The sequence below is a fragment of the Streptosporangium sp. NPDC049376 genome (assembly GCF_044466505.1).
GTDB lineage: Bacteria > Actinomycetota > Actinomycetes > Streptosporangiales > Streptosporangiaceae > Streptosporangium.
Genome location: NZ_JBITMT010000001.1, coordinates 871511 through 894280, shown reverse-complemented (window position 1 = coordinate 894280; position 22770 = coordinate 871511). Strand labels below are relative to the sequence as shown.

The window sequence follows — 22770 nt, the reverse complement described above, 5'->3', positions numbered from 1 at the left end:
CTCAGCCGCCCATCTCGGCGACGAGGCTCTTCGGGCGCATGTCGGTCCAGTTGGCCTCGACGTAGGCCAGGCAGTCGGCGCGGGAGGCCGGGCCGTGGACGTTCTCCCAGCCGCCGGGCACGTCGGCGAAGGCGGGCCACAGCGAGTGCTGCCCCTCGGCGTTCACCAGCACCAGGTAGCGGGCGTCGGCGTCTTCGAAGGGATTGGTCATCGGGGGTTCTCCTGTGCTGGTCTCGTGGTCTGGATCTCGTTGAGCGCGCGGTCCACGATGGGGCCGATCACGGTGAGCGCCCTGGGGGTGAGCAGTTCCGCGTGGGTGAAGTCCACGTCGTGGTTGACGATCGCCCCGTCCACGTGGGCGGCCCACTGCAGGTGGTCACCGGTCTCCACCCGATCCTTGGTGGCGGTGACGACGAGCAGGTCGCCGTCGTAGCGGGCGTAGTCCGCGCCGAGCAGCAGGTCCATGCAGGCGCGGTGGACGGTCGCGATGGCCCGTACCGTGGCGTCGTCGAAGTCGGCGAGCACGCCCGCCGACTCGCGCAGCCCCTGCAGGAACTCCTCGGTCTCGGCCCGGCTGAGCTCGTCCAGTTCCTGCGGGGTGCGGCTCGGCTCCTCCTCGGCGTCCATCGGGAAGGTGTCGAGCACGCCGAGGAAGGCGACCTCCTGCCCCCTCTCGCGCAGCGCCGTGGCGATCGCGTAGGCGACCTGCCCGCCGAAGGACCAGCCGAACAGGTGGTACGGCCCGGCGGGCTGGACGGCGGCGATCCGGTCGGCGTAGGCCCGGCCCAGGTCGCGGATGGTCGCCGGGGCGAAGTCCTCCCCGGTCAGCTGGGGCGCCTGGATGCCGTACAGGGGCCTGCGCGGGTCGAGGTGGGGCAGCAGCCCGCCGTACAGCCAGGCGAACCCGGCGGGCGGGTGCGCGCAGAACAGCGGCGGCAGGTCGCCCGAGGCGCGCAGTGGCAGGATCACGTCGAATCCGCCCGGCGCTCCCCCGGCCAGCCGTACGGCCAGCTCCGCCGGGGTCGGGGCGGCCATGACGGTGGCCAGCTTGAGCGGCGTGCCGAGCTCCGTCCTGATCCTGGCGGCCAGCCGCATGGCCAGCAACGAGTGGCCGCCGAGTTCGAAGAAGCTGTCGTCGACGCCGACCCTGGGCAGGCCGAGCACCTCGGCGAAGACCCGGCACAGGGCGGCCTCGCGTTCGTCGCGCGGCTCGCGGGAGGAGACGGCGGCGGCGAAGTCCGGGGCGGGCAGCGCCTTGCGGTCGAGCTTGCCGTTGATGGTCAGCGGCAGCTCGTCGAGGGTGACGAACGCCGAGGGCACCATGTAGCCGGGCAGCAGCTCCCGCAGGGACGCCGCCAGGTCGCCGGGGCCGTCCCCCGAGGGCACGACGTAGGCCACCAGGCGGGTGACCGGGCCCGGCTGGGCGACGACCGCCACCTGGCCGACGCCGGGTTCGGCGGCGATGACGGCCTCGATCTCGCCGGGTTCGACCCGGAATCCACGGATCTTCAGCTGGTCGTCGGCCCTGCCGAGGAAGTCGAGGTTGCCGTCGCCGCGCCAGCGCACGACGTCGCCGGTGCGGTACATGCGCTCGCCGTCCTGGAAGGGGTCGGCGACGAAGCGCTCCGCGGTGAGGCCGGGCCGGTTCAGGTAGCCGCGGGCCAGGCCGATCCCGGAGACGTACAGCTCGCCCGCGACGCCGACGGGGACCGGGCGCAGCCGGTCGTCCAGCACGTAGACGCGGGTGTTCCAGATCGGGCGGCCGACGATGGGGGTGACGCTGTCGCCGGTGCCGCCGCCGAGGGTGTTGATCGTGTACTCGGTCGGGCCGTACAGGTTGTAGCCGAGTGTCCCCTCCGTGGTGCGCAGCGTCTCCCACAGGGCGTGGCCGACGGCCTCGCCGCCGAGCAGCACCAGCGGCGGGACGTGCCCTTCGAGCAGGCCGTGTTCGACGAGCTGCTGGGCGTAGGAGGGGGTGACGTTGACGACGTCGACGAGGTGCTCGGCGCAGTAGGCGGTGAGCGACTGCGCGTCGCGGCGCATCTCCTCGTCCAGGACGTGCACCTCGTGCCCCTCGACGAGCCACAGCAGTTCCTCCCACGACATGTCGAAGGAGAAGGAGACGGTGTGCGCGATCCGCAGCCGCCGTCCCGCCGAGGCCACGACCGGGTCGAAGATCTCGCTGCGGTGGTTGAACTGCATGTTGGTCAGGCCCGCGTACGGCACGACGACGCCCTTCGGCCTCCCCGTCGAGCCCGAGGTGTAGATGACGTACGCCGGGTGGCTCAGCGGGAACTCCAGGCCCAGGTCGTCGCCGGGCAGCCCGTCCAGGCCTTCCAGGTCCCCGGGGCGCAGCACGCACACCGGCCCGGCGTCGTCGATCATGTGCTCGATCCGGTCGGCCGGGTAGTCCAGGTCGAGCGGCAGGTAGGCGGCGCCGGTCTTGAGCACCGCGAACAGCGCGGCGACCATGTCGGCCGAGCGCGGCAGCGCGAGCCCGACGATCCGCTCCGGCCCGGCGCCCCTGCCGACCAGCATCCTGGCGATGCGGTTGGCGCGGGCGTTGAGCTCGGCGTAGGTGTGGCGTTCCCTGCCGAAGACCAGCGCGACGGCGCCGGGGGTGCGCGCGGCCTGTTCCTCCAGGAGGCGGGCCACGGTCTTGTCCGGCAGCGGGTGATCGGTGGCGTTCCATTCCTGGAGCACCAGCCGTCGTTCGTCCGGCCCGAGCGGGTCGAGGCGGCCGACGGGTGTCGTCAGGTCCCCGGCGATCTGTTCGAGCAGGCGGGTGAAGCGGGCGAGCATCGCCTCGGCGAGCGGCCGGTCGAACACGTCGGGCCGGTAGGCCAGCGACACCTTGAGCCGTTCGTCCGGGGTGACGACGAGGGTCAGCGGGTAGTGGGTGCCGTCCACGCTGTCCATCTCGGCGATGCCGTAGGAGGCGGTGACGCGCAGGCGTTCCTCCTCGTCGTCGCCGAAGTTGCGCAGCACGTACAGGGTGTCGAAGAGCTGGCCGAGTCCCGCCGCCCGCTGGATCTCGCCGAGCCCGAGGTGTTCGTGGGCCAGTACGGCGGAGCGGCCGCGCTGCAGGCGGGTGAGCAGGTCCAGGAGGGACTCGTCGGCGTCGAGGGTGATCCGCACGGGGACGGTGTTGAGGAACAGGCCGATGGTCGACTCGACGCCGGGGATCTCGGCGGGCCGTCCTGAGACGGTGCTGCCGAACACGACGTCGGAGCGGCCGGTGACCCCGGCCAGGACCATGCCCCAGGCGGCGGTCAGCAGGGTGCTGAGCGTCAGGCCGTGCCGTCTGGCCTGGGCGACCAGACTCGGCCCGAACCCGTCGGGCAGTTCGGCCAGCACGGCGTCGGGCACGACCGCGGTCAGCTCGCCCCCGGTGGGGGCCAGCAGCGTCGGCTCGGCGAGCCCGGCCAGGGCCTGCTTCCATGCCTCGAACGCGGCGCCGGTGTCCTGCCGCGACAGCCAGGCCAGATAGTCCCGGTAGGGGGTGACCCGCTCGGGCTCGCGCCCGTCGTACAGGTCGAACAGCTCCCGCAGGAACAGCCCCTCCGACCAGCCGTCCCACAGGATGTGGTGGTGGATCATGACCAGCAGGTGGTGGTCGGGGGCCAGCCTGACCAGGGTGAAGCGCACCAGCGGCGGCCTGGTCAGGTCGAAGCGCCTGGCGCGGTCCTCGGTCAGGATCCGCGCGACCGCGTCCCGCTGCGCCGGGTCGGTGAGGAAGCCGAGGTCGATGCCCTCCGCCCGCGCCTCCTGCCCGGTGAGGGGCCGCCCGGTGAGGCCGGTCAGGTCGATCTCGGTCAGCGGCAGCTCCGCCGTCCTGGGCACGAACTGGACGGCCCGGTCGAGGCCGTCGTACCGGAACCCGGCCAGCAGGTTGGGGTGGCGGGCGGTCAGCCGCCGCCAGGCCTCGCGCAGCCGTCCGGCGTCCATCGGGCGGCGCAGTTCGAGGAAGTTCTGCACGGTGTAGACGTCGAGCGCGCCCTCGCCCACGGTGGCGTGGAAGAGCAGGCCCTCCTGCAGCGGCGCGAGCGGCAGCACCTCGGCCGTGCCGGGGGGCAGCTCGTCGATCTGCGCCTGGGTGAGGGAGACCAGCGGCAGGTCGGAGGGGGTCAGCGCGTCGTCGAGGGCGCCGGGGGCGCCGAGTTCGGCCAGCGCCGCCTCCCAGCGCCCGGCCAGACCGGCCAGTTCCGCGCCGTCGAGGACGGCCGAGGTCCAGGTGACCCGCAGCGTCGGCCCCTCGGGCCTGTCCTGGGTGACGGCGTCCACCTCAAGCCCGTACGGCGAGGCGCCGGTCCCGATCTCGGGGAGCGTCTCGTCGGCGATGCCCCAGTCCTCGGCGCCGCCGACGCCGAACCTGCCCAGGTAGTTGAACAGGATCTCCGGGCGGGGCGCGGCGGCGAGCACGGCGGCCGTCTGCGGGTTGAGGTGACGCAGCAGGCCGTAGCCGAGGCCGCCGTCGGGCACCGCGGCCAGCTGTTCCCTGATCCGCTTGAACGCCGCGACCGTGCCGATTGTGCCGCCGGGGGTCCCGGGGTCGAGACGTACCGGGTGGACGGCGGTGAGCCAGCCCGCGGTGCGCGACAGGTCGAGTTCGGCGTGTTCGCGGCCGTGGCCCTCCAGCTCGACCAGGGCCGGGCCGTCGCCGGGCAGGGCCAGGGCGAGCGCGGTGAGCAGCAGCGCGTTCATCCCGCCCCTGGCCGAAAGCAGGCTCCGGGTGAGCGCGGTGTCCAGGACGGTCTCGTGCGTGGCGGGCGCCGTAGCGGACACCGGGGACGCCTGGGGCGTCACCGCCAGGCGGGTGGCGCCGGGGGCGACGGCCGCCAGCCAGTGGTCGAGTTCGGCGAGCCGCCCGGGAGTGTGCGCCTCCTCGCTCAGCCGCCGTGACCAGCGGCGCAGGGAGACGGGGACGGGGGCGGGGTCGCGGCCCTCGACGGCGGCTGCCAGGTCGGGCAGCAGGAAGCGCCAGGAGACGCCGTCCACCACGAGGTGGTGGGCGACGACGAGCAGGCGTCCCGGCTCCTCGCCGAGGTCGAACCAGACGACCTGGACGACCGCGCCGGTCGCCGGGTCGAGCCGTCCGACGGCGGCGCGGTACTCGGCTTCGAGACTGGCCAGGCCGGTGACCCGGCGCACCTCGAAGGGGGCCGCCTCAGGGGTGATCTCCGCCGACCAGATCGCGGGGTGCGGCCTGGCCAGGCGCAGCCGCAGCGCGTCGTGGCGGCGGGCGAGGACGTCGAAGGCGGCGGTGATCCGCTCGACGCCGAGCGCGGGCGGCACCCGCAGCAGCCTGGCCTGGTGCACGTCCTCGACCGGGACGCCCTGTTCGCGCAGCCAGTGCATGACGGGCAGCAGCGGCAGCGGGCCGCCCGCCTCCTCCTCGGGTTCCGCGGGCGTCGCGGCGACGGGCTCCGCCGCCGTGGCGACGGCCGCGAGCCCGGCGACGGTCGGGTGCTCGAAGACGTCCTTGGCGGTGATCGTCAGCCCGGCGGCGCGGGCCCTGGCGACCAGGGTGATGGACATGATGCTGTCGCCGCCGAGGCCGAAGAAGTCGTCGTCGACGCCGACCGCGCCCAGGCCGAGCACCTCGGCGAAGGCGGCGGCCATGGCCTCCTCGCCGGGCCTGGCGGGCTTCGCGGCGGCGGGCGCCTCGGGCGCGGCGGGGACGGGCAGCGCGCGGCGGTCGAGCTTGCCGTTGACGGAGAGCGGCAGCGCGTCGATCGGCACGATCACCGAGGGCACGAGCTGGCCGGGGACACACGAGGCCAGTTCGGCGCGGAGCGCCGCCGGGTCGAGCGGGCCGTCGGGGGCACCGTCTGGAGCACCGTCTGGAGCACCGACGACGTAGCCGATCAGGCGGCCCTCGACGGCGGCCGCGGCGGCCTGCCGTACGCCGGGAAGGGCGCGCAGCGCGGCCTCGACCTCGCCCAGCTCGATCCGCTGCCCGCGGATCTTCACCTGGTCGTCGGTGCGGCCGAGGAACTCGACGGTGCCGTCGGGGCGCCGGCGGGCCAGGTCCCCGGTGCGGTACATGCGCTCGCCGTGCCCGGACGGGTCGGCGACGAACCGTTCGGCGGTCAGGCCCGGCCGGTTGAGGTAGCCGCGGGCGAGCTGGACGCCCGACAGGTACAGCTCGCCGGGGACGCCGACCGGCACCGGGCGCAGCGCGGCGTCGAGCACGTGGACGCCGGTGTTCCACACCGGGCGGCCGATCGGGACCGTGGCGGCTCCGGGGTCACCGGTGTACTCCTGGTAGGTGACGTCCACGGCGGCCTCGGTCGGGCCGTACAGGTTGTGCAGCCCGGCGCCGAGCGCCCTCCTGAAGTCGGCGGCCAGGTCGGCGGGCAGCGCCTCACCGGAGCAGACGACGTGGCGCAGGCTCACGCAGCCGGGCACGCCGGGGTCGGTCAGGAAGGCCCGCAGCATGGACGGCACGAAGTGGGCGACCGTGACGGACCGCTCCCGGATGAGCCGGACGAGCCTGGCGGGGTCGCGGTGGTCGCCGGGCGCGGCCAGGACCACGGCGGCGGCGCCCTCGCAGAGCGCCCAGAAGAACTCCCACACCGACACGTCGAACCCGGCGGGGGTCTTCTGCAGCACCCGGTCGTCCGGGGTGAGGCCGTACTCGGCCTGCATCCAGGCCAGGCGGTTGACGATCGCCCGGTGCTCGACCACCACGCCCTTCGGCCGTCCCGTCGAGCCGGAGGTGTAGATCACGTAGGCCGGGCCGCCGGGGGCCGAGGCGTCGGGGAAGGGCCGGTCCCCGCCCTCGCGGGGGACGTCGGCGGCCGTCAGCAGCCGGACGGGGCGGGCGTCGTCGAGCATCAGCTCACGCCGCTGCGCCGGATAGTCGGGGTCGATCGGCAGGTAGGCCGCCCCGGTCTTCAGCACGGCCAGCAGCGCGACCATCAGCTCCGCCGAGCGGGGGACGGAGACCGCGACGATCGTCTCGGGCCCGGCGCCGCCCTCGGCGAGTTCCCAGGCCAGCCGGTCGGCGCGCCGTTCCAGCTCGGCGTAGGTCAGCTCAAGCCAGGTCCTCCCCTCAGGTCCCTCGGGTGCGGCCACGGCCAGGGCGTCCGGGGTACGGCGGGCCTGGGCGGTGATGCGGCGGCTGAGCGTGCCGGAGGGCACCTCGCGGGCGGTGTCGTTCCACTCGCCGGTGATCCGGCCGCGTTCGGCGGGGGACAGCACGTCGACCGCGCCGACGGTCAGCGCCGGGTCGGCCAGCACCTGGCGCAGCACGTGGACGAGCCGGTCGCCGAGCAGGTGGGCGGTCGCGTCGTCGAACAGGTCGCGGGCGTAGATGATCGACAGGTGCGTGGCCTCGCCGTCGTCCACGGCGTTGAAGGCCAGGTCGAAGCGGGCGTGGACGCTCAGGTCGGGTTCGAGCTCGCCGAGGGCGACGGCGGGTTCCGCCCGGTGGTACTGGGTCATGACCTGGAACAGCGGGTGCCTGGCCAGTGACCTGGTGGGGGCGACGATGTCGACGAGCCGCTCGAACGGCAGGTCCTGGTGGGCGAGCGCGGCCAGTTCCGTCTGGCGCACCCGGCCGAGCAGCGTGTCGAACGACGGATCGCCCGACAGGTCGGCGCGCAGCACGAGCGTGTTGACGAACAGGCCCATGACGTCGTCGAGGGCCTCGTCGGGGCGGCCCGCCACGGGTACGCCGAGCGGGATGTCGTCCCCGCCGCCGAGCCTGCCCAGCAGGAGGGCGACGGCGGCCTGCAGCACCATGAAGGGGGTCGCGCCGCCGCGCCCGGCCAGCGCCGCGACGCCCCGGTGGACGTCGTCGGGCAGGCGGAGCCGTACGGTCGCGCCCCGGTGGGTCGGGGTGTGCGGCCTGGGCCGGTCGTAGGGCAGCGCCAGCTCGTCGGGGATGCCCGCCAGCGCCTCCCGCCAGTGGCGTTCGTCCTCCTCGGTGGGGACGTCCCGGTGCCAGAGGGTGTGGTCGGCGTACTGCAGGACGTCGGGCCACTCCGGTTCCCGCCCGGCCAGCCTTGCCTCGTAGGCGCTCGCCAGGTCGCGCAGGAACACCCCCTCCGACCACTGGTCGCTGGCGATGTGGTGGAAGACGGCCGACAGGACGAGCCGTCCGTCGCCGAGGGTGAACAGCGTCCCGCGCAGCGGCGGCTCTGCGGGCAGGTCGAAGCCGTACTCCTCGGCCTCGGCGAGGTCGTCCGCCAGCCGCTCCGCCGTGCTCGCCACGGTCGTCAGCGGCGGCCGGACGTCCAGGACCACCTGGTACGGCGTGCCTTCGGCGTCCGGGTAGACGGTGCGCAGGATCTCGTGGCGGCCGGTCACGTCGTGCCAGGCGGCGCGCAGCGCGGCGGCGTCGGCGCCCGGCGTCAGGTGCAGGCGCAGCGGGATGTTGTAGACCGGGCTCGGGCCTTCGAGGTGGTGCAGGAACCACAGGCGGCGCTGGGCGGCCGAGAGCGGCACCCGTTCCGGGCGCGGCATGCGGGTGAGCGGCGCGCGGGCGGCGCCGCCGAGCCTGGGCATGAGCCTGGCGACGGTGCGCGCCTCGAACAGGTCCCTGATCGCCAGGCCGGTGCCCAGGGCGCGCCGGATGCGGTTGACGGCGCGGGCGGCCAGCAGCGAGTGGCCGCCGAGGGCGAAGAAGTCGTCGTCGGCGCCGATCGCGGGCACGCCGAGCAGGTCGGCGAGCACGCCGCGGACGAGTTCCTCCCGTTCGTCCCTGGCCGCGCGGCCCGCCGTACGGCTCACCCCGGGGGCGGGCAGGGCGGCGCGGTCGAGCTTGCCGTGGACGTTCATCGGCAGCGCGTCGAGGGTGACGACGGCGGGGACCATGTAGGCGGGCAGGCCGAGCGCGCCGGGGTCGACCGGCCCGTCGGCGACGACGTAGGCGACGAGCCGGTCGTCCCTGACGATCACGGCGGCGCGGGAGACCCCGGGCTGTGCGGTGAGCGCGGCCTCGACCTCGCCCAGTTCGATCCGGTAGCCGCGTACCTTCACCTGGTCGTCGGTGCGGCCGAGGAACTCCAGGGTGCCGTCGGGCCGCCAGCGGGCCAGGTCCCCGGTGCGGTACATGCGCTCGCCGTACCTGAGGGGGTCGGCGACGAACCGTTCCGCGGTCAGGCCCGGCCGGTTCAGGTAGCCGCGGGCCAGACCGGCCCCGGCGATGTACAGCTCGCCGGGGACGCCCGGCGGCACCGGGCGCAGCCTGCGGTCGAGCACGTAGACGCGGGTGTTGGCGATGGGCCGTCCGACGACCGGGGCGGGGCTGTCGGCGAGGTCGGCGCCGAGGGTGTCCACGGTGTCCTCGGTCGGGCCGTAGTAGTTGTGCGCGAGCACGCCGGGGGTCTCACGCAGGCGGCGCCACAGCGCGTCGGGCACGGCCTCGCCGCCGAGCAGCACGAGCACGGGCCGGTGCTCACCGTCGAGCAGGCCGCAGTCGAGCAGCTGCTCGGCGAAGGTCGGGGTGACGTCGAGGGTGTCGATGCGCCGTTCGGCGACCAGCGCGACGGTCGCCTCGGCGTCGCGGCGGGTCTCCTCGTCGAAGACGTGCAGTTCGTGGCCGCACAGCAGCCACAGCAGCTGCTCCCAGGAGGAGTCGAAGGAGAAGGACGCGGTGTGCGCGGCGCGCAGCCGCCGCCCGCCCGCCGCCTCGACCGCCCTGGCGAAGACGGTGTCGCGGTGGTCGCGGTAGAGGTTCATCAGGCCGTGGTGGGCGATCTGCACGCCCTTGGGGCGTCCGGTCGAGCCGGAGGTGTAGATGACGAAGGCCTGCTGCGCGGGGTCGCGTTCGACGACGGGGTCGGTCTCCGGGCCGTCGTCGGTCTCCGGGAGCTTGGTCAGGACGAGCACGGGGCGGGCGTCGGCGAGCATGAGCCGCCGCCGCTCCTCCGGGTAGTCGAGGTCGATCGGCAGGTAGGCGGCCCCGGTCTTCAGCACGGCCAGCAGCGCGACGACCAGGTCGGCCGAGCGGGGCAGCGCGAGCGCGACCAGCGTCTCCCGCCCGGCGCCGAGCCCGGTCAGGGCGTGCGCGAGCCGGTTGACGCGCCGGTTGAGCTGGTCGAAGGTCAGGGCGGTCGTGCCGGAGACCACCGCGGTCGCGTCCGGGGTCGCGGCGACCTGCGTCTCGAAGACGTCCACGACGGTGCCTGCGGGGATCTCCGCCTCGGTGGCGATCCAGTCGCCGAGGACGCTCTCGCGTTCGATCAGCACGTCGATCTCGCCGACGGCGACCTCCGCGGTGAGCTGCGCGAGCACCCGGGCGAAGCGGGCGGCCACGACCCGGGCCTCGTCGTCGCCGAACGCGTCCGGCCGGTACTCCAGGACGAAGCGGGGCCCGCCGCCGTCGGGGCCGAGCACCGGGTTGCCCGAGGGAAGCACGAGCAGCGTCAGCGGGTAGTGCGTGTGGCCCCGGTTGCCTGCGCCGGTCACGGTGACCTCACCGCCGGGCACGCCCTGCCCGGCCGGGTAGTTCTCGAAGACGAGCAGCGTGTCGAAGAGCGTCCCGGCCCCGGCGAGGGCCTGGATCTCGGCCAGGCCGAGGTACTGGTGGTCGAGCAGCCTGGCCTGTTCCGCCTGGAGCCTGGTGAGCGCGGCGAGCGCCGCCTCCTCCGGGTCGAGCCGCACCCGGACGGGGACGGTGTTGCTGAACAGGCCGATCATGTTCTCCACGCCGTCGAGGTCGGCGGGACGGCCGGAGACGGTCGCGCCGAAGACGACGTCGTCGCGTCCGGTGAGCACGCCGAGCAGGATCGCCCAGGCCCCCTGGACGACGGTGTTGAGGGTCAGGCCGTGCCGCCTGGCGAACACGCCGAGCCGCTCCCCCACGGCGGCGGGCAGCTCGACGGCCACCTCACGCGGCGGGACGGGGGTTCGCGCGGCTTCTGCGCCTCTGACCAGAGTCGGTTCGACCGGCCCGGCCAGCGCCTCGCGCCAGGCCGCGGCGTCGGCCTCGGTGTCCCTGCGGCCCAGCCAGGCCAGGTAGTCCCGGTACGGCGGCGCCGGTTCGGCGGTTCCCGAGACCAGTTCGCGCACGATGAGCGGGGTCGACCAGCCGTCGGCGACGATGTGGTGGCCGGTCAGCAGCAGCCGGTGGCGGTCAGGGCCGAGCCGTACGAGCAGGCAGCGCAGCAGCGGCGAGCGGGTGAGGTCGAAGCGGTGGGCCAGTTCGGCGCGTTCGACCTCGTCGAGGCGTTCCGGCTCGCCGGACAGGTCGAGTTCCCGCCAGGACAGTTCCGCCCGGGCCGGGATGACCTGGACGGGCCGGTCGAAGCCGTCGGACAGGAAGACCGCGCGCAGGCTGTCGTGCCGGGCGAGCAGCCGTTCCATCCGCCCGCGCAGCCCGTCGACCGGCCCTTCGAGGTCGAGGTGGGTCAGCGAGGTGTAGACGTCGAGTTCGTCGGCGCTGGCGTGGAAGAGCAGGCCCTCCTGCAGCGGCGAGAGCGGCAGCACGTCGGCGGCGTCCCCGGGCAGGCGGTCGACCTCCCGCTGGGTGAGGGCGACCAGCGGCAGGTCGGACGGGACGAGCGCGTCGGGCGTCGCGGCCAGTTCGTCGAGGGCGGTGTCCCAGCGCGCGCCGAGGTCGTCCAGGTCGAGCACGCCGGGCGGGCTCGACAGGTGGACGGCCAGCGAGGGTCCCTGCGGCGTCTCGTGCAGGAAGGCGTTGACCTCAAGGGCGTACGGCGTGGGCATGGCGGGGTCGTCGGAGGCGGTGAAGGCGGCGCCCGCGGCGAAACGGCCGAGGTAGTTGAACAGGATCTGCGGCTGCGGCAGCCCGTCGAGCAGTCCGCGCAGGTGGCGCAGGACGCCGTAGCCGAGTCCGCCGCCGGGCACCGACCTGACGGCCTCCTTCACCCTCCTGAGGGTGCCGGCCGGGGTCGCGGCTCCGTCGAGACGGACGCGGACGGGATGTTCGACGGTGAACCAGCCGACGGTGCGCGACAGGTCGAGGTCGTCGATCAGGTCACGGCCGTGCCCCTCGGTCTGCACCAGCAGTTCGTTCCCGCCGACGGCCCTGGCCAGGACGGCTAGCAGCAGCTCGTCCATCCCGGCGCGGCAGCGGGCCGCGGCGGCCAGCAGCGGCGCCGTACGGCCCGGCGGCACGGTGACGACGGAGCGCACGGCGGTGCCGACGGTGTCGCCGGGTCCTGGCCTGCGCGCGCCGAGCCTCGGCCCCGGCCGGTCGAGAACCCCGGTCCAGTAGGGCAGTTCGCCGGAGACGTCCAGGTCGGCCACGGTGGCCGCCCAGGTGCGCAGCGAGGTGCCGACCGGTTCGAGCGGCCGTCCTTCGAGGGCGGCCCGCAGGTCGGGCAGCAGGACACGCCAGGAGACGCCGTCCACGACGAGGTGGTGGACGGCGACGGTGAGCCGTCCCGGTTCGTGGGTGAAGGCGACCATGCGGCCCGCCGCCGGGTCGAGGTCCTCCCCGGGGTCGGCGGTCGTACCGACGACGTCGGCGGCGGCGACCGCGCCGGGGGGCCGGACGTCGAGGGTCCAGTCGGGGTTGAGACGGGCGCGCAGCGCGTCGTGGTGGTCGAGCAGGGTCTGCACCGCCTGAAGCACCCGCTCGCCGGTGACCCCCTCGGGAAGGTCCACGGAGGCGGTGTGCCGGAACGCCGTGACCGAGCCGCCGAGGTCGCGCAGCCAGGCGACGATGGGCGTGAGCGGGACGGTCCCCACGCCGTCGTCGGGGCGGGCCTGCCGTACGGCTCCCGCGACGGCGGCCAGACCGGCGACGGTCCTCAGCTCGAAGACCTGGCGGGGCGTCACCGCGAGCCCGGCCTTGCGGGCGCGCCCGCAGACCTGGATGGAGGTGATGCTGTCGCCGCCCAGCTCGAAGAAGTTGTCGTCGATGCCGATCTCGGGCAGACCGAGGACCTCGGCGAAGATCCCGCAGAGCGTCTCCTCCGTCGCGTCGCGCGGCGGGCGGCCCGTGGCGGTGAACTCGGGGGCGGGCAGGGCGCGCCGGTCGAGCTTGCCGTGCCCGGTCAGCGGCAGGGCGGCGAGCACGACGACGGCGGCGGGCACCATGTAGCCGGGCAGCCGGGCGGCCAGCGTGCCCCGCACCCGGGCGGCCTCCAGGCCGTCGCCGACGACGTAGCCGGTCAGCAGCCCGCCGCGCACGGCGGCCGCGGCCTGGGTGACGCCGGGCACGGCCGCCAGCGCGGCCTCGACCTCGCCCAGCTCGACGCGGTGGCCGCGGATCTTGATCTGGTCGTCGGTGCGGCCGTGGAACTCCAGGGTCCCGTCGGTGCGCCAGCGGGCCATGTCGCCGGTGCGGTACATCCGCCCGCCCGGCTGGAAGGGGTCGGCGACGAACCGTTCCGCGGTCAGGCCGGGCCGGTTCAGGTAGCCGCGGGCCAGGCCGCCGCCCGCGACGTACAGCTCCCCGGTCACGCCGGGCGGCACCGGGGCCAGGCGGGCGTCGAGCACGTAGGCCCTGGCCCCGCCGACGGGACGGCCGACGACCGGTTCCTCACTGTCGTCGAGCCAGGCCCACAGGGCGTCCACGGTGAACTCGGTCGGGCCGTACAGGTTGTGTGCGCGCACACCGGGGGTCTCGCGCAGCCGCCGCCACAGCGCGGGCGGCACGGCCTCCCCGCCGAGCAGCACGAGCCCGGGGTGTCCCGCCCGGTCGAGCATGTCGGCGTCGGCCAGTTGCAGGCAGAACGACGGGGAGACGTCGATGACGTCGAGCCCGGTGAAGGAGGCGGGGTCACGCCGTTCGTGCTCGTCGAGGACGACCAGTTCGTGCCCGGAGACCATCCACAGGAACGGCCCCCACGCCGAGTCGAAGGAGAAGGCGTAGGAGTGCGCGACCTTCCTGCGGGGTCCGGCGTGCAGGGTGACGCGGTGGTGCTCCCACAGGTTGGCGAGGGTGGCGTGGGTGACGGCGACGGCCTTGGGCAGGCCGGTCGAGCCGGAGGTGTAGAGCACGTACGCCAGCGAGGCGGGCCGTACGGTCACCTCGGGGAGGGTCTTCGCCCCCGCTTCGGTTTCGGCTTCGGCGAGCGTCTCCGGGGTGACCACGAGCACCGGGCCGGCGTCGGCCAGCAGGAAGGCGCGCCGTTCCTCCGGCAGGTCGGTGGGGAGCACCAGGTGGGCGGCGCCGGACTTGAGGGCGGCGAGCTGGGCGACGATCATGCCGGTGCCGCGGGGCAGTTCGAGGGCGACGGTCCGCTCGGGGGCCGCTCCCCTGCCGAGCAGCAGCGCGGCCAGCCGGTCGGAGCGGGCGTCGAGCTCGGCGAAGCTGAGACCGCTCCCGGTGCCGGACAGGTCGCGGACCGCGACCGCCTCCGGCGTCCTGCGGGCCTGGGCGCGGAACGCCTCGGCGAGGGTCGCGCCGGTGACGGGCGTCCCGGTGGCGTTCCAGCCGTCGACGACGAGGTCGCGTTCCGCCGGGGTGATCAGCGGCAGTTCCGCGACCGGCGTTCCCGGCGCCGCGGCCATGGCGTCGGCGAAGGCGAGGAAGCGCCGCAGGTGCGCCCTGAGGGTCTCGGGCGTGCACCTGCCGGGGTTGCCGTCGAGTTCGACGACCAGGACGTCGTCGGGGGTCTTGTAGAAGGAGAACTCCAGGTCGTCGACCGGGCCCGCGGCGAGGTTGCGGGTGACGCCGTCGACCCCGGCGAAGGAGAGCTCGTAGTCGAAGGCCTTGACGTTGACCGAGGGGCCGTACAGCCTGCGTCCCGAGCCGACCAGGTCGAGGTCGCGTTGCAGGTCCTCGCCCCGGTAGTGCTGGTGGGCCCGGACGGCGACGATCTCGGCGGCGGCCTGGCGGACGAGGCCGGTGAGCGTCGTCTCCGCCTCGTGGAGGAGCCTGACCGGCAGGACGTTGACCGTCATGCCCGGCACGCGCATCGACGCCACGCCGAACCGTCCGGCGAACGGCATGCCCAGGACGACGTCCGCGGCGCCGGTCATCCGCCAGGTGTAGGCGGCGGTGACGGCGGTCACCGCGTCGGCCCAGGTCCCGCCCGCCTCCTTGGCGACGGCGAGCAGTGCTTGGCCGGGGAACTCGGCCCGCTCGCGCAGGAAGCCGTACGTGGAGGTCCCCGAGGTGATCTCCGCGACCTCCGGCCGGTCGGCGAGGTGCTCGCGCCACCAGTCGCGGTCCTGCTCGCGCCCGCCGGAGGTCCGGTAGTCGACCTCCTGGCCGACGACCGCCCCCAGCCGCCCGAACGGGCTGTCCCCGTACGGCCTGCCCGCGGCCAGCGCCGTGTAGATCTGCGCGACCCGCCCGGCCAGCAGGGCGAAGCTGTAGCCGTCCATGAGGATGTGGTGGAAACGCTGGTACCAGAGATAGCGCTGGGGGCCGACCTCGTAGAGGGTCTCGGCGACCAGCGGCCCGGTCAGGATGTCGACCGGGGTCGCGAGGTCGGCCCGCATGGCGCGCAGCGCCTCCTCGGGGTCGCAGCGGACGACGCCGAAGTCCCAGTCCGCAGCCTCGCCGATCACCTGCCACGGCCCGTCGGGGCCGTCCACGATCCGCACGTTCAGGGCCTGCGTCTCACCGACTCCGATCCGTACGGCCTCGCCGAACAGGTCCAGGTCGAGGGGTCCGCACAGCTCGACGTACTGGCCGACGTTGAAGCTCGGGTCGGCGGGGTCGAGGCGCTGGGCGTACCAGACGCCCAGCTGCGCGCCGGTCAGCGCGAGCACGTCCGCGGGCAAGGGGAACCTCTTTCTCGGATCTCGTCTTCCATGGCGGATCCCGGGCGCCTGCGGCCCGGCCCGCCGAACGTGGTTCAGGCGCCGTCGGCCCGGCTCACCGGCCGCCGTCCTCCATGCGGTCGCTGATGAGCCGCCACCAGGCGGCGACGGTCGGCTGCTCGGCCAGTTCGATGAAGGTGGTGCTGACGCCCGCCGCGCGCCAGCGTTCGACGAGGCTCATCACGCGGATCGAGTCGAGTCCGCGGTCGAGGAGGTTCTCGTCGTCGGAGATCTCGGCCGGCTGCTCGGACAGGACGTCGGCGACGTCCTCCCGGACGCGCTCGTGGCTCAGCGACATGGGGTGACCGTTGCTTTCTCGTCGGGTGGTCGGGGGGCGGGCTGTCTAGCCGAGGGCGGCCACGGACGCGGAGTCCACGCCGGGCAGGCCGCTCGCGCGGGGGCCGCCCGCGATCGAGCGGACGATGTCCCCCGCCCTGACGGCCACGTTGGACAGCAGGGAGGACGACAGGCCGTGGGCGTACTCGGTGCCGCCCTGCAGGTAGATCCCGGCCTTGACGGACGGCTCGGTGAGCACGCGGTAGTCGGCGCCGACCAGCAGCCGTCCCTCGTCGTCGAGGCGGCAGTGCCCGGCCAGGTCACCGAGCAGTTCGGCCGGGTCGACGGGGCGGTAGCCGGTGGCGAAGACCACGGCGTCGCAGTCGAGGACGGTGCTCGTGCCGGTCGCCAGGTGGTCGACGTGCACACGCACGCCGTCGGTGACCTCGTCCAGGCCCGCGACGCGGGAGACGTTGAGGATGCGCAGCCGTTCCCGGCCGACGACCTTCTCCTGGTAGGCGCGCCGGTAGAGCTCCTCGATGAGTTCGAGGTCGACGACCGAGTAGTTGGTGTTGGCGTGGTAGTCCAGCAGGGATCGCCGGACGTCCTCGGGGGCGGCGTGGAACTCGTCCACGGCCTCGGCGTCGAAGATCCGGTTGGCGAACGGGCTGTCGTCCGCGGGGCTGTAGCCGTACCGGGTGAAGATCGAGCAGACCTCGGCCTCCGGGTAGGTCCGGTGCAGGTGGTCGGTGACCTCCGCGGCGCTCTGTCCCGCGCCGACGACGGCGAAGCGCCGCCGGGTGAGCGGGGGCAGCCCGGCCAGCCGGGTCAGCAGGTCGGCGTTGTGCCAGACGCGCTCGGACAGGCGAACGCCCTTGGGCAGCCGGGGCCGCAGGCCGGGGGCGAGCACCAGGTTGCGGGTGCGGCCGAGGACCTGGCCGTCGTCGCCGAGGACCTCGATCCGCCCGGCGTCGCCGTGGGCGTCCCACACGGGCCGGGCGCCGCGCACCGTGGTGCCGTAGGTGACCTGGTGGGCGAACAGCGCGGCGACCCACTCCAGGTAGTCGTTGAACTCGACGCGGGTCGGGAACAGCGTCTTGTGGTTGACGAAGTCGGCGAGCCTGCCCTTGGCGTGCAGGTAGAACAGGAAGCCGTACTCGCTGGCGGGGTTGCGGAGGGTCGCGAGGTCCTTGAGGAAGGAGACCTGCAGCGTCGCCCCTTCGATGAGCATTCCCGGGTGCCAGCCGAATCGCTCACGGCGCTCGAAGAACGCCGCCTCCAGAGCCGTTCCCGTCGTGCCGTGCTCTCTCAACGCCACGGCCAGGGCGAGGTTGGCCGGACCGAATCCGACGCCGACCAGGTCGAGTGGCCGCCGAGACCGTGATCTCTCCGCGGGGGGTTCCGACATTCCGCTCCTCGTGTCTGGGCATGGCTGAGCCCCCCTCAGAAAAAGGGCATGCGTAATGGAAGGGCCCAAAATTCACCTAAAGCACTTAGGTAAGTCTTACCTAAGATCTATCCCGTCAAGACGGACGTCAAGGGGCAATCCAGTGTGAACCAGATCACATCAGCCGATCTCTTGACAGATCTTGTTGAGACGTGGAAGGTAAAGTTAGGCTTACCTAAGTTTAGGCTTACCTAAGTTGACCAGTGAGGGCAGAGCGATGAACGAGCCCGGCCTCTCGGGTGCCGTGGCACTCGTGACGGGTGCCGCACGAGGTATCGGAGCGGCCGTGACGACCGCGCTCGCCCGCGCGGGGGCCGCCGTCGCCGGGGTCGACCTCCTTCCCGAACCCTGGGAGGACCGGGACGAGAAGGTGACCCGGCTGGTCGCCGACGTCACCGACCCCGCACGGATGGAGACGGTCGTCGCGGAGGTCGAGGATCTCCTCGGCCCGATCGGCGTCCTGGTCAACGTGGCGGGCATCCTGCGCACCGGCGCGGTGACGGACTTCGGCGAGGACGACTGGAACCGGGTGTTCGCGGTGAACGCCTCGGGCGTCTTCCACGTCTCAAGGGCCGTCGCGCGCAGGATGGTTCCCCGCCGTTCCGGGACGATCATCACCGTGGCGTCGAACGCGGGCGGCGTGCCCCGGATGGGGATGGCGGCCTACGCCGCCTCCAAGGCCGCCTCCGCCATGTTCACCCGCTGCCTCGGGCTCGAACTCGCCGAGCACGGCATCCGCTGCAACGTGGTCTCCCCCGGTTCCACGGAGACCGTGATGCAGGCCGGGCTCGACCGGCGCTCCGTGCTTGAGGGCGATCCCGCGACCTTCAGGGTCGGCATCCCGCTCGGCCGCGTCGCCGAGCCCGCCGACATCGCGGACGCCGTGACCTTCCTCGCCTCCGACCGTGCGCGGCACATCACCATGCAGGACCTGTACGTGGACGGCGGCGCCACGCTGCGAGCCTGACTTCTGTAGGAAAGGCTAGTTTTGAGCATCGCATACGAGGCGGTCACCGCCTCCGAGCTGCTGCACGGGTACCGTCCCGGGCTCTCCTCCCTCTTCTCCTCCCCCCAGCACACGCTGCTGGGCCAGGGGTGCGCCGACGTGGTGCCCCCCGCGGCGACGCTGCGCGAGCTGGCGGGCCACGTGCGGGAGCGGGCGGGTCTCGTCATGGGCGCCATCCCGTTCGACGAACCGGGTGCGGCGCACCTCGTCGCGCCGGAGCGGGCCCGGTGGGCCGACCCCTTCGTCCCCTGCGACCCGCCGGAGGCCGAACCGGGGCAGCCGTGGCGGATCGTCGCGGTCCCCAGCCCGGCCGACCACCGCAAGGGGGTACGGCGCGCCCTGGACCTGCTGGAACGGGGCACCCTGGACAAGATCGTCCTGGCCCGGTCTCTGGAGCTGACCCGACCCGAACCGGTGGACGTCGTGACGATGGTGCGCCGCCTGGCGGGCCGCGACCCGCACGGCCACATCTTCGCGGTGCCGCTGCCCGGTGACAGGACCCTGGTCGGCGCGAGTCCCGAGCTGCTGGTCTCCCGTACCGGACCGGCCGTGGTGGCCAACCCCCTGGCGGGGTCGGCGCCGCGCAGCGCCGACCCGCAGGAGGACCGCCGCCGCGCGGCGGCCCTGCTCTGCTCCGCCAAGGACCAGCGGGAGCACGCCGTCGTCGTCGAGGCGGTCGCCGACGCGCTCGCCCCGCACTGCCGCGCGCTCAGCGTGCCCGCCGAGCCCTCACTCGTCTGCACGGCCACCATGTGGCACCTGTCGACCAGGGTCACCGGCCGCCTGACCTACCCGGCGACGACCTCACTCGACCTGGCCGTCGCGCTGCACCCGACCCCGGCCGTCTGCGGCACGCCCACCGGGGCGGCCCGTGCCGCCATCGCCGACATCGAGCCGTTCGACCGCGGCTTCTACACCGGCATGGTCGGCTGGTGCGACGCCTCGGGCGACGGCGAGTGGGCCGTCACCATCCGCTGCGCCGAGGTGTCGCGGACCGGGGTCCGCCTGTTCGCGGGCGGCGGCATCGTCGCGGGCTCGGTCCCCGAGGCCGAACTCGACGAGACCTCCGCGAAGTTCCGCACCCTCCTGCACGCCCTCGGTCTCGGCGCGCAGGCCTCAACCCACGATTGACGGGAACCACGATGAGCGTTGTGCCGTACCCGCCGGAGTTCGCCGAGCGGTACCGCGCCGCCGGATACTGGCGCGGCGAGACATTCGGCGGTCTGCTCCGCGAACGGGCCGCGGCGCACGGCGACCGCGTCGCCCTGGTCGGCGGCGGCGAGCGGGTGACCTACCGCGAGCTGGACGAACGCGCCGACGGGCTGGCGACCGGCATGCTCGGGCTCGGGATCGGCCCCGGTGACCGGGTCGTCGTCCAGCTCCCCAACCGGATCTCCTTCTACGAGGTCTGCTTCGCGCTGTTCCGGATCGGGGCGCTGCCGGTGTTCGCGCTCCCGGCCCACCGCTCCTCGGAGATCTCCTACTTCTGCGAGTTCACCGAGGCCGCGGCGTACGTCATCCCCGACGTCCACGACGGCTTCGACCACCGGCGGCTCGCCGAGGGGCTGAAGGTGCCGCACGTGATCGTGGACGGCGACCCCGGTGGGCACGTCGCCCTGGACTCCCTGCGCGCGGACGGCGCGGGCCCCACGGACATCCCCGGCCCGGTCCCCTCCGACGTGGCCTTCCTGCAGCTGTCCGGCGGCAGCACCGGGCTGCCCAAGCTCATTCCCCGCACCCACGACGACTACATCTACAGCTTCCGCGCCAGCGCCGAGATCTGCGGGCTCGACGAGGCGAGCGTCTACCTGTGCGCGCTGCCCGCCGGGCACAACTTCCCGATGAGCTCCCCCGGGGTCTTCGGCGCCCTGTACGCCGGGGGGCGCGCGGTGCTGGCCCCCCACCCTGGGCCGGACACCTGCTTCCCGCTGATCGAGGCGGAGGGTGTGACGATCACCGGGCTGGTGCCGCCGCTGGCGCTGCTGTGGGTCGAGGCCGCCCGACGCGCCGAGCACGACCTGTCGAGCCTGCGCGTGCTGCAGGTCGGCGGGGCGAAGCTGAGCGAGGAGGCGGCGCGCAGGGTGAGCCCCGCCCTCGGCTGCGCCCTGCAGCAGGTCTTCGGGATGGCCGAGGGACTGGTCAACTACACCCGCTTCGACGACCCCGAGGAGATCGTCGTCACCACGCAGGGCAGGCCGATCTCACCCGACGACGAGATCCTGATCGTTGACGACTCCGGCTCCCCGGTCGCCCCCGGGGAGACCGGTCACCTGCTCACCCGCGGGCCGTACACGATCCGCGGCTACTACCGCGCCGAGGAGCACAACGCGACCGCCTTCACCCCCGACGGCTTCTACCGGACCGGCGACATCGTACGGCGGACGCCGACCGGCCACCTCGTCGTCGAGGGACGGGCGAAGGACCAGATCAACCGGGGTGGCGAGAAGATCGCGGCCGAGGAGGTCGAGAACCACCTGCTCGCCCACCCGGCCGTGCACGACGTGTCGGTCGTGGCGATCCCCGACGCCTATCTCGGCGAACGGTCCTGCGCCCACGTCGTGACCCGATCCCCCGTCGGCGTGCCCGAGCTGAAGGCCTTCCTGCGGGAGCGGGGTCTCGCCGACTACAAGATCCCCGATCGGATCGAGTTCACCGAGACGCTGCCGACGACCGCCGTCGGCAAGGTCAGCAAGGTCAGGCTCAGAACCCGTTGACGACCGAAGAAAGGAACGACGTGGCCATTCCCGCCATCGCCCCCTATCCCATGCCGGGAGAGGAGGGGCTGCCCGAGAACCGGGTGGAGTGGACGCCGGACCCACGGCGTGCGCTGCTGCTCGTGCACGACATGCAGAACTACTTCGTCAGCGCGTTCACCCAGGGGGCGTCGCCGATGTCCGACCTGGTGGCGAACGTCTCCGCGCTCCGCGAGACCGCCGGGCGGCTCGGTGTCCCCGTCGTCTACTCGGCCCAGCCCGGCGGGCAGACCCGCACGCAGCGCGGCCTGCTGCAGGACTTCTGGGGGGCGGGGATCGGCCCCGAGCCCGGCGCCCAGGAGATCATCCCGGCCCTGGCCCCGGGTCCCGACGACGTCCACCTCGTGAAGTGGCGCTACAGCGCCTTCCACCGCACCCGCCTGCGCGAGCTGATGACGGAGACCGGCAGGGACCAGCTGGTCGTCACCGGGATCTACGCCCACATCGGCTGCCTGATGACCGCCTGCGACGCGTTCATGAGCGACACGCAGGTCTTCTTCGTCGCCGACGCCGTCGCCGACTTCTCCGCCGAGCACCACGCGATGGCCCTGACCTACGCCGCCGAGCGGTGCGCGATGGTCCTGACCACCCGGCGTCTGAACGAGCGGCTCACCACCGCGGCCACCGTGGTGGCCCACTGATCCCGTACGGCGTCGTCACCAGGGTGTCCCGGCGTGGGGACGCCCTGGTGACCCCGTCCTCGCAGGGGCCCGGCCGCCTCAGGCGTCTCCCCTGAGGCGGGCCAGGACGATCGGGTCGATCCTGCCCTCGACCAGCCTGCCCTCCAGGTTCTCGACCCCGGCCCACTGGTCGAGTGTGTCGTGTCCCAGCTCCTTCAGGCGGGCCTCGATCTCCTCGGCCAGCTCTCCCCGGATATCCAGCAGGCTCTCCGGGTCGGGCCTGCCGAACAGCAGCTCGTGGACGTCCAGCAGCCTGCGCAGTTCGGTCACCGGGTCGGGGTGGTCGTCGACGCGCAGGTCACAGGCGACGTCGCCCGCGCCCGCGTAGCCCGCGCCCGCCTCGACCACGTAGACCGCCGCGCTCTGCCTGCCCCTGCTGTCGCCGCCGGCGGCGTCGCCCGCGGCCAGCGCGGCCACCAGCCGTTCGGCGAGGGGCAGTTCCGCGGCGGCCAGCCAGGCCGCCTCCATCTCCCGGACCACCTCGGGGCCGGTGAGGATGTTGCCCTGGATGGCGTAGCCGTCACCGCTGACCCCGCCCGCCCAGGCGGGGCACTCCTGCCCGGTGAAGGTGGCACCCGCGCCGTCGGCTCCGACCACGCCGAGCTGACGCTGGTCCCGCCCGGGGTCGGAGGCGATCAGCCCGGCCACCGCGTCCTCGGCCCGCGTCCCGGTACGCAGCAGCGCCAGCCCCTGCGGCCGGAAGGCGACGTTGGCCCACGCCTGGGTCGCCAGCGCTCCGGCGCCCGCCTCCGCGGCGGGCACGATCGCCCCGGCCGCCAGGAACTTGCTCGCCACGGCGACCCCGTAGGCGTCACCGGCCCTTGCCACGATCGAAAACGTCACGCGCCGACCGTACCCGGACAAAACGGCGAGGTCCATATCACCCCCGCACGGCCCCGTCTCCACAGGAGG

At 73.7% G+C, this 22770-nt stretch carries 9 protein-coding genes; 4 read left to right on the top strand and 5 right to left on the bottom strand.

Annotated elements, in window-relative coordinates:
* Position 1: 1 nt before the first annotated feature.
* The 4 genes from ACIBVQ_RS04020 to ACIBVQ_RS04005 form a co-directional block, all read right to left on the bottom strand.
* Positions 2–211, bottom strand: coding sequence for an MbtH family protein (locus ACIBVQ_RS04020; protein ID WP_399175439.1), 210 nt, complete (start codon positions 209–211; stop codon positions 2–4).
* The gene (locus ACIBVQ_RS04015; RefSeq protein ID WP_399175437.1) at positions 208–15657 is read right to left on the bottom strand and encodes an amino acid adenylation domain-containing protein; all 15450 of its coding nucleotides are present in this window, start codon (positions 15655–15657) and stop codon (positions 208–210) included. The genes ACIBVQ_RS04020 and ACIBVQ_RS04015 overlap by 4 nt, the downstream gene beginning before the upstream one ends.
* A gap of 94 nt (positions 15658–15751) precedes the next feature.
* Positions 15752–15994: a phosphopantetheine-binding protein gene (locus ACIBVQ_RS04010; protein WP_352009149.1), complete on the bottom strand. Its 243-nt coding sequence runs from the start codon at positions 15992–15994 to the stop codon at positions 15752–15754.
* Between the two features lie 45 nt (positions 15995–16039).
* Complete coding sequence (locus ACIBVQ_RS04005; protein WP_399175435.1) at positions 16040–17380, bottom strand: lysine N(6)-hydroxylase/L-ornithine N(5)-oxygenase family protein; 1341 nt, start codon at positions 17378–17380, stop codon at positions 16040–16042.
* Between the two features lie 256 nt (positions 17381–17636).
* On the opposite strand from ACIBVQ_RS04005, the gene ACIBVQ_RS04000 reads away from it, so the two are divergent.
* The 4 genes from ACIBVQ_RS04000 to ACIBVQ_RS03985 are packed head-to-tail and all read left to right on the top strand — an operon-like array spanning position 17637 to position 21819.
* A complete protein-coding gene (locus ACIBVQ_RS04000) occupies positions 17637–18386 on the top strand; it encodes a 2,3-dihydro-2,3-dihydroxybenzoate dehydrogenase (protein ID WP_399175433.1) in 750 nt (249 codons plus the stop codon).
* A gap of 21 nt (positions 18387–18407) precedes the next feature.
* A complete protein-coding gene (locus ACIBVQ_RS03995; RefSeq protein WP_399175431.1) occupies positions 18408–19556 on the top strand; it encodes an isochorismate synthase in 1149 nt (382 codons plus the stop codon).
* An 11-nt stretch (positions 19557–19567) separates the two neighbouring features.
* A complete protein-coding gene (locus tag ACIBVQ_RS03990; protein WP_399175429.1) occupies positions 19568–21139 on the top strand; it encodes a (2,3-dihydroxybenzoyl)adenylate synthase in 1572 nt (523 codons plus the stop codon).
* Between the two features lie 20 nt (positions 21140–21159).
* Complete coding sequence (locus ACIBVQ_RS03985; protein ID WP_399175427.1) at positions 21160–21819, top strand: isochorismatase family protein; 660 nt, start codon at positions 21160–21162, stop codon at positions 21817–21819.
* 78 nt (positions 21820–21897) lie between these two features.
* Here the strand turns inward: ACIBVQ_RS03985 and ACIBVQ_RS03980 are convergent, their stop codons facing one another.
* Positions 21898–22701, bottom strand: a complete 804-nt coding sequence (locus ACIBVQ_RS03980) for a DUF1028 domain-containing protein (protein WP_399175426.1) — start codon at positions 22699–22701, stop codon at positions 21898–21900.
* Positions 22702–22770: the final 69 nt, after the last annotated feature.

Bases quoted from the DNA above. Each gene is read 5' to 3' on its own strand.
- ACIBVQ_RS04020 (WP_399175439.1), bottom strand. From the start codon at position 211: ATGACCAATCCCTTCGAAGACGCCGACGCCCGCTACCTGGTGCTGGTG.
- ACIBVQ_RS04010 (WP_352009149.1), bottom strand. From the start codon at position 15,994: ATGTCGCTGAGCCACGAGCGCGTCCGGGAGGACGTCGCCGACGTCCTG.
- ACIBVQ_RS04005 (WP_399175435.1), bottom strand. From the start codon at position 17,380: ATGTCGGAACCCCCCGCGGAGAGATCACGGTCTCGGCGGCCACTCGAC.
- ACIBVQ_RS04000 (WP_399175433.1), top strand. From the start codon at position 17,637: ATGAACGAGCCCGGCCTCTCGGGTGCCGTGGCACTCGTGACGGGTGCC.
- ACIBVQ_RS03990 (WP_399175429.1), top strand. From the start codon at position 19,568: ATGAGCGTTGTGCCGTACCCGCCGGAGTTCGCCGAGCGGTACCGCGCC.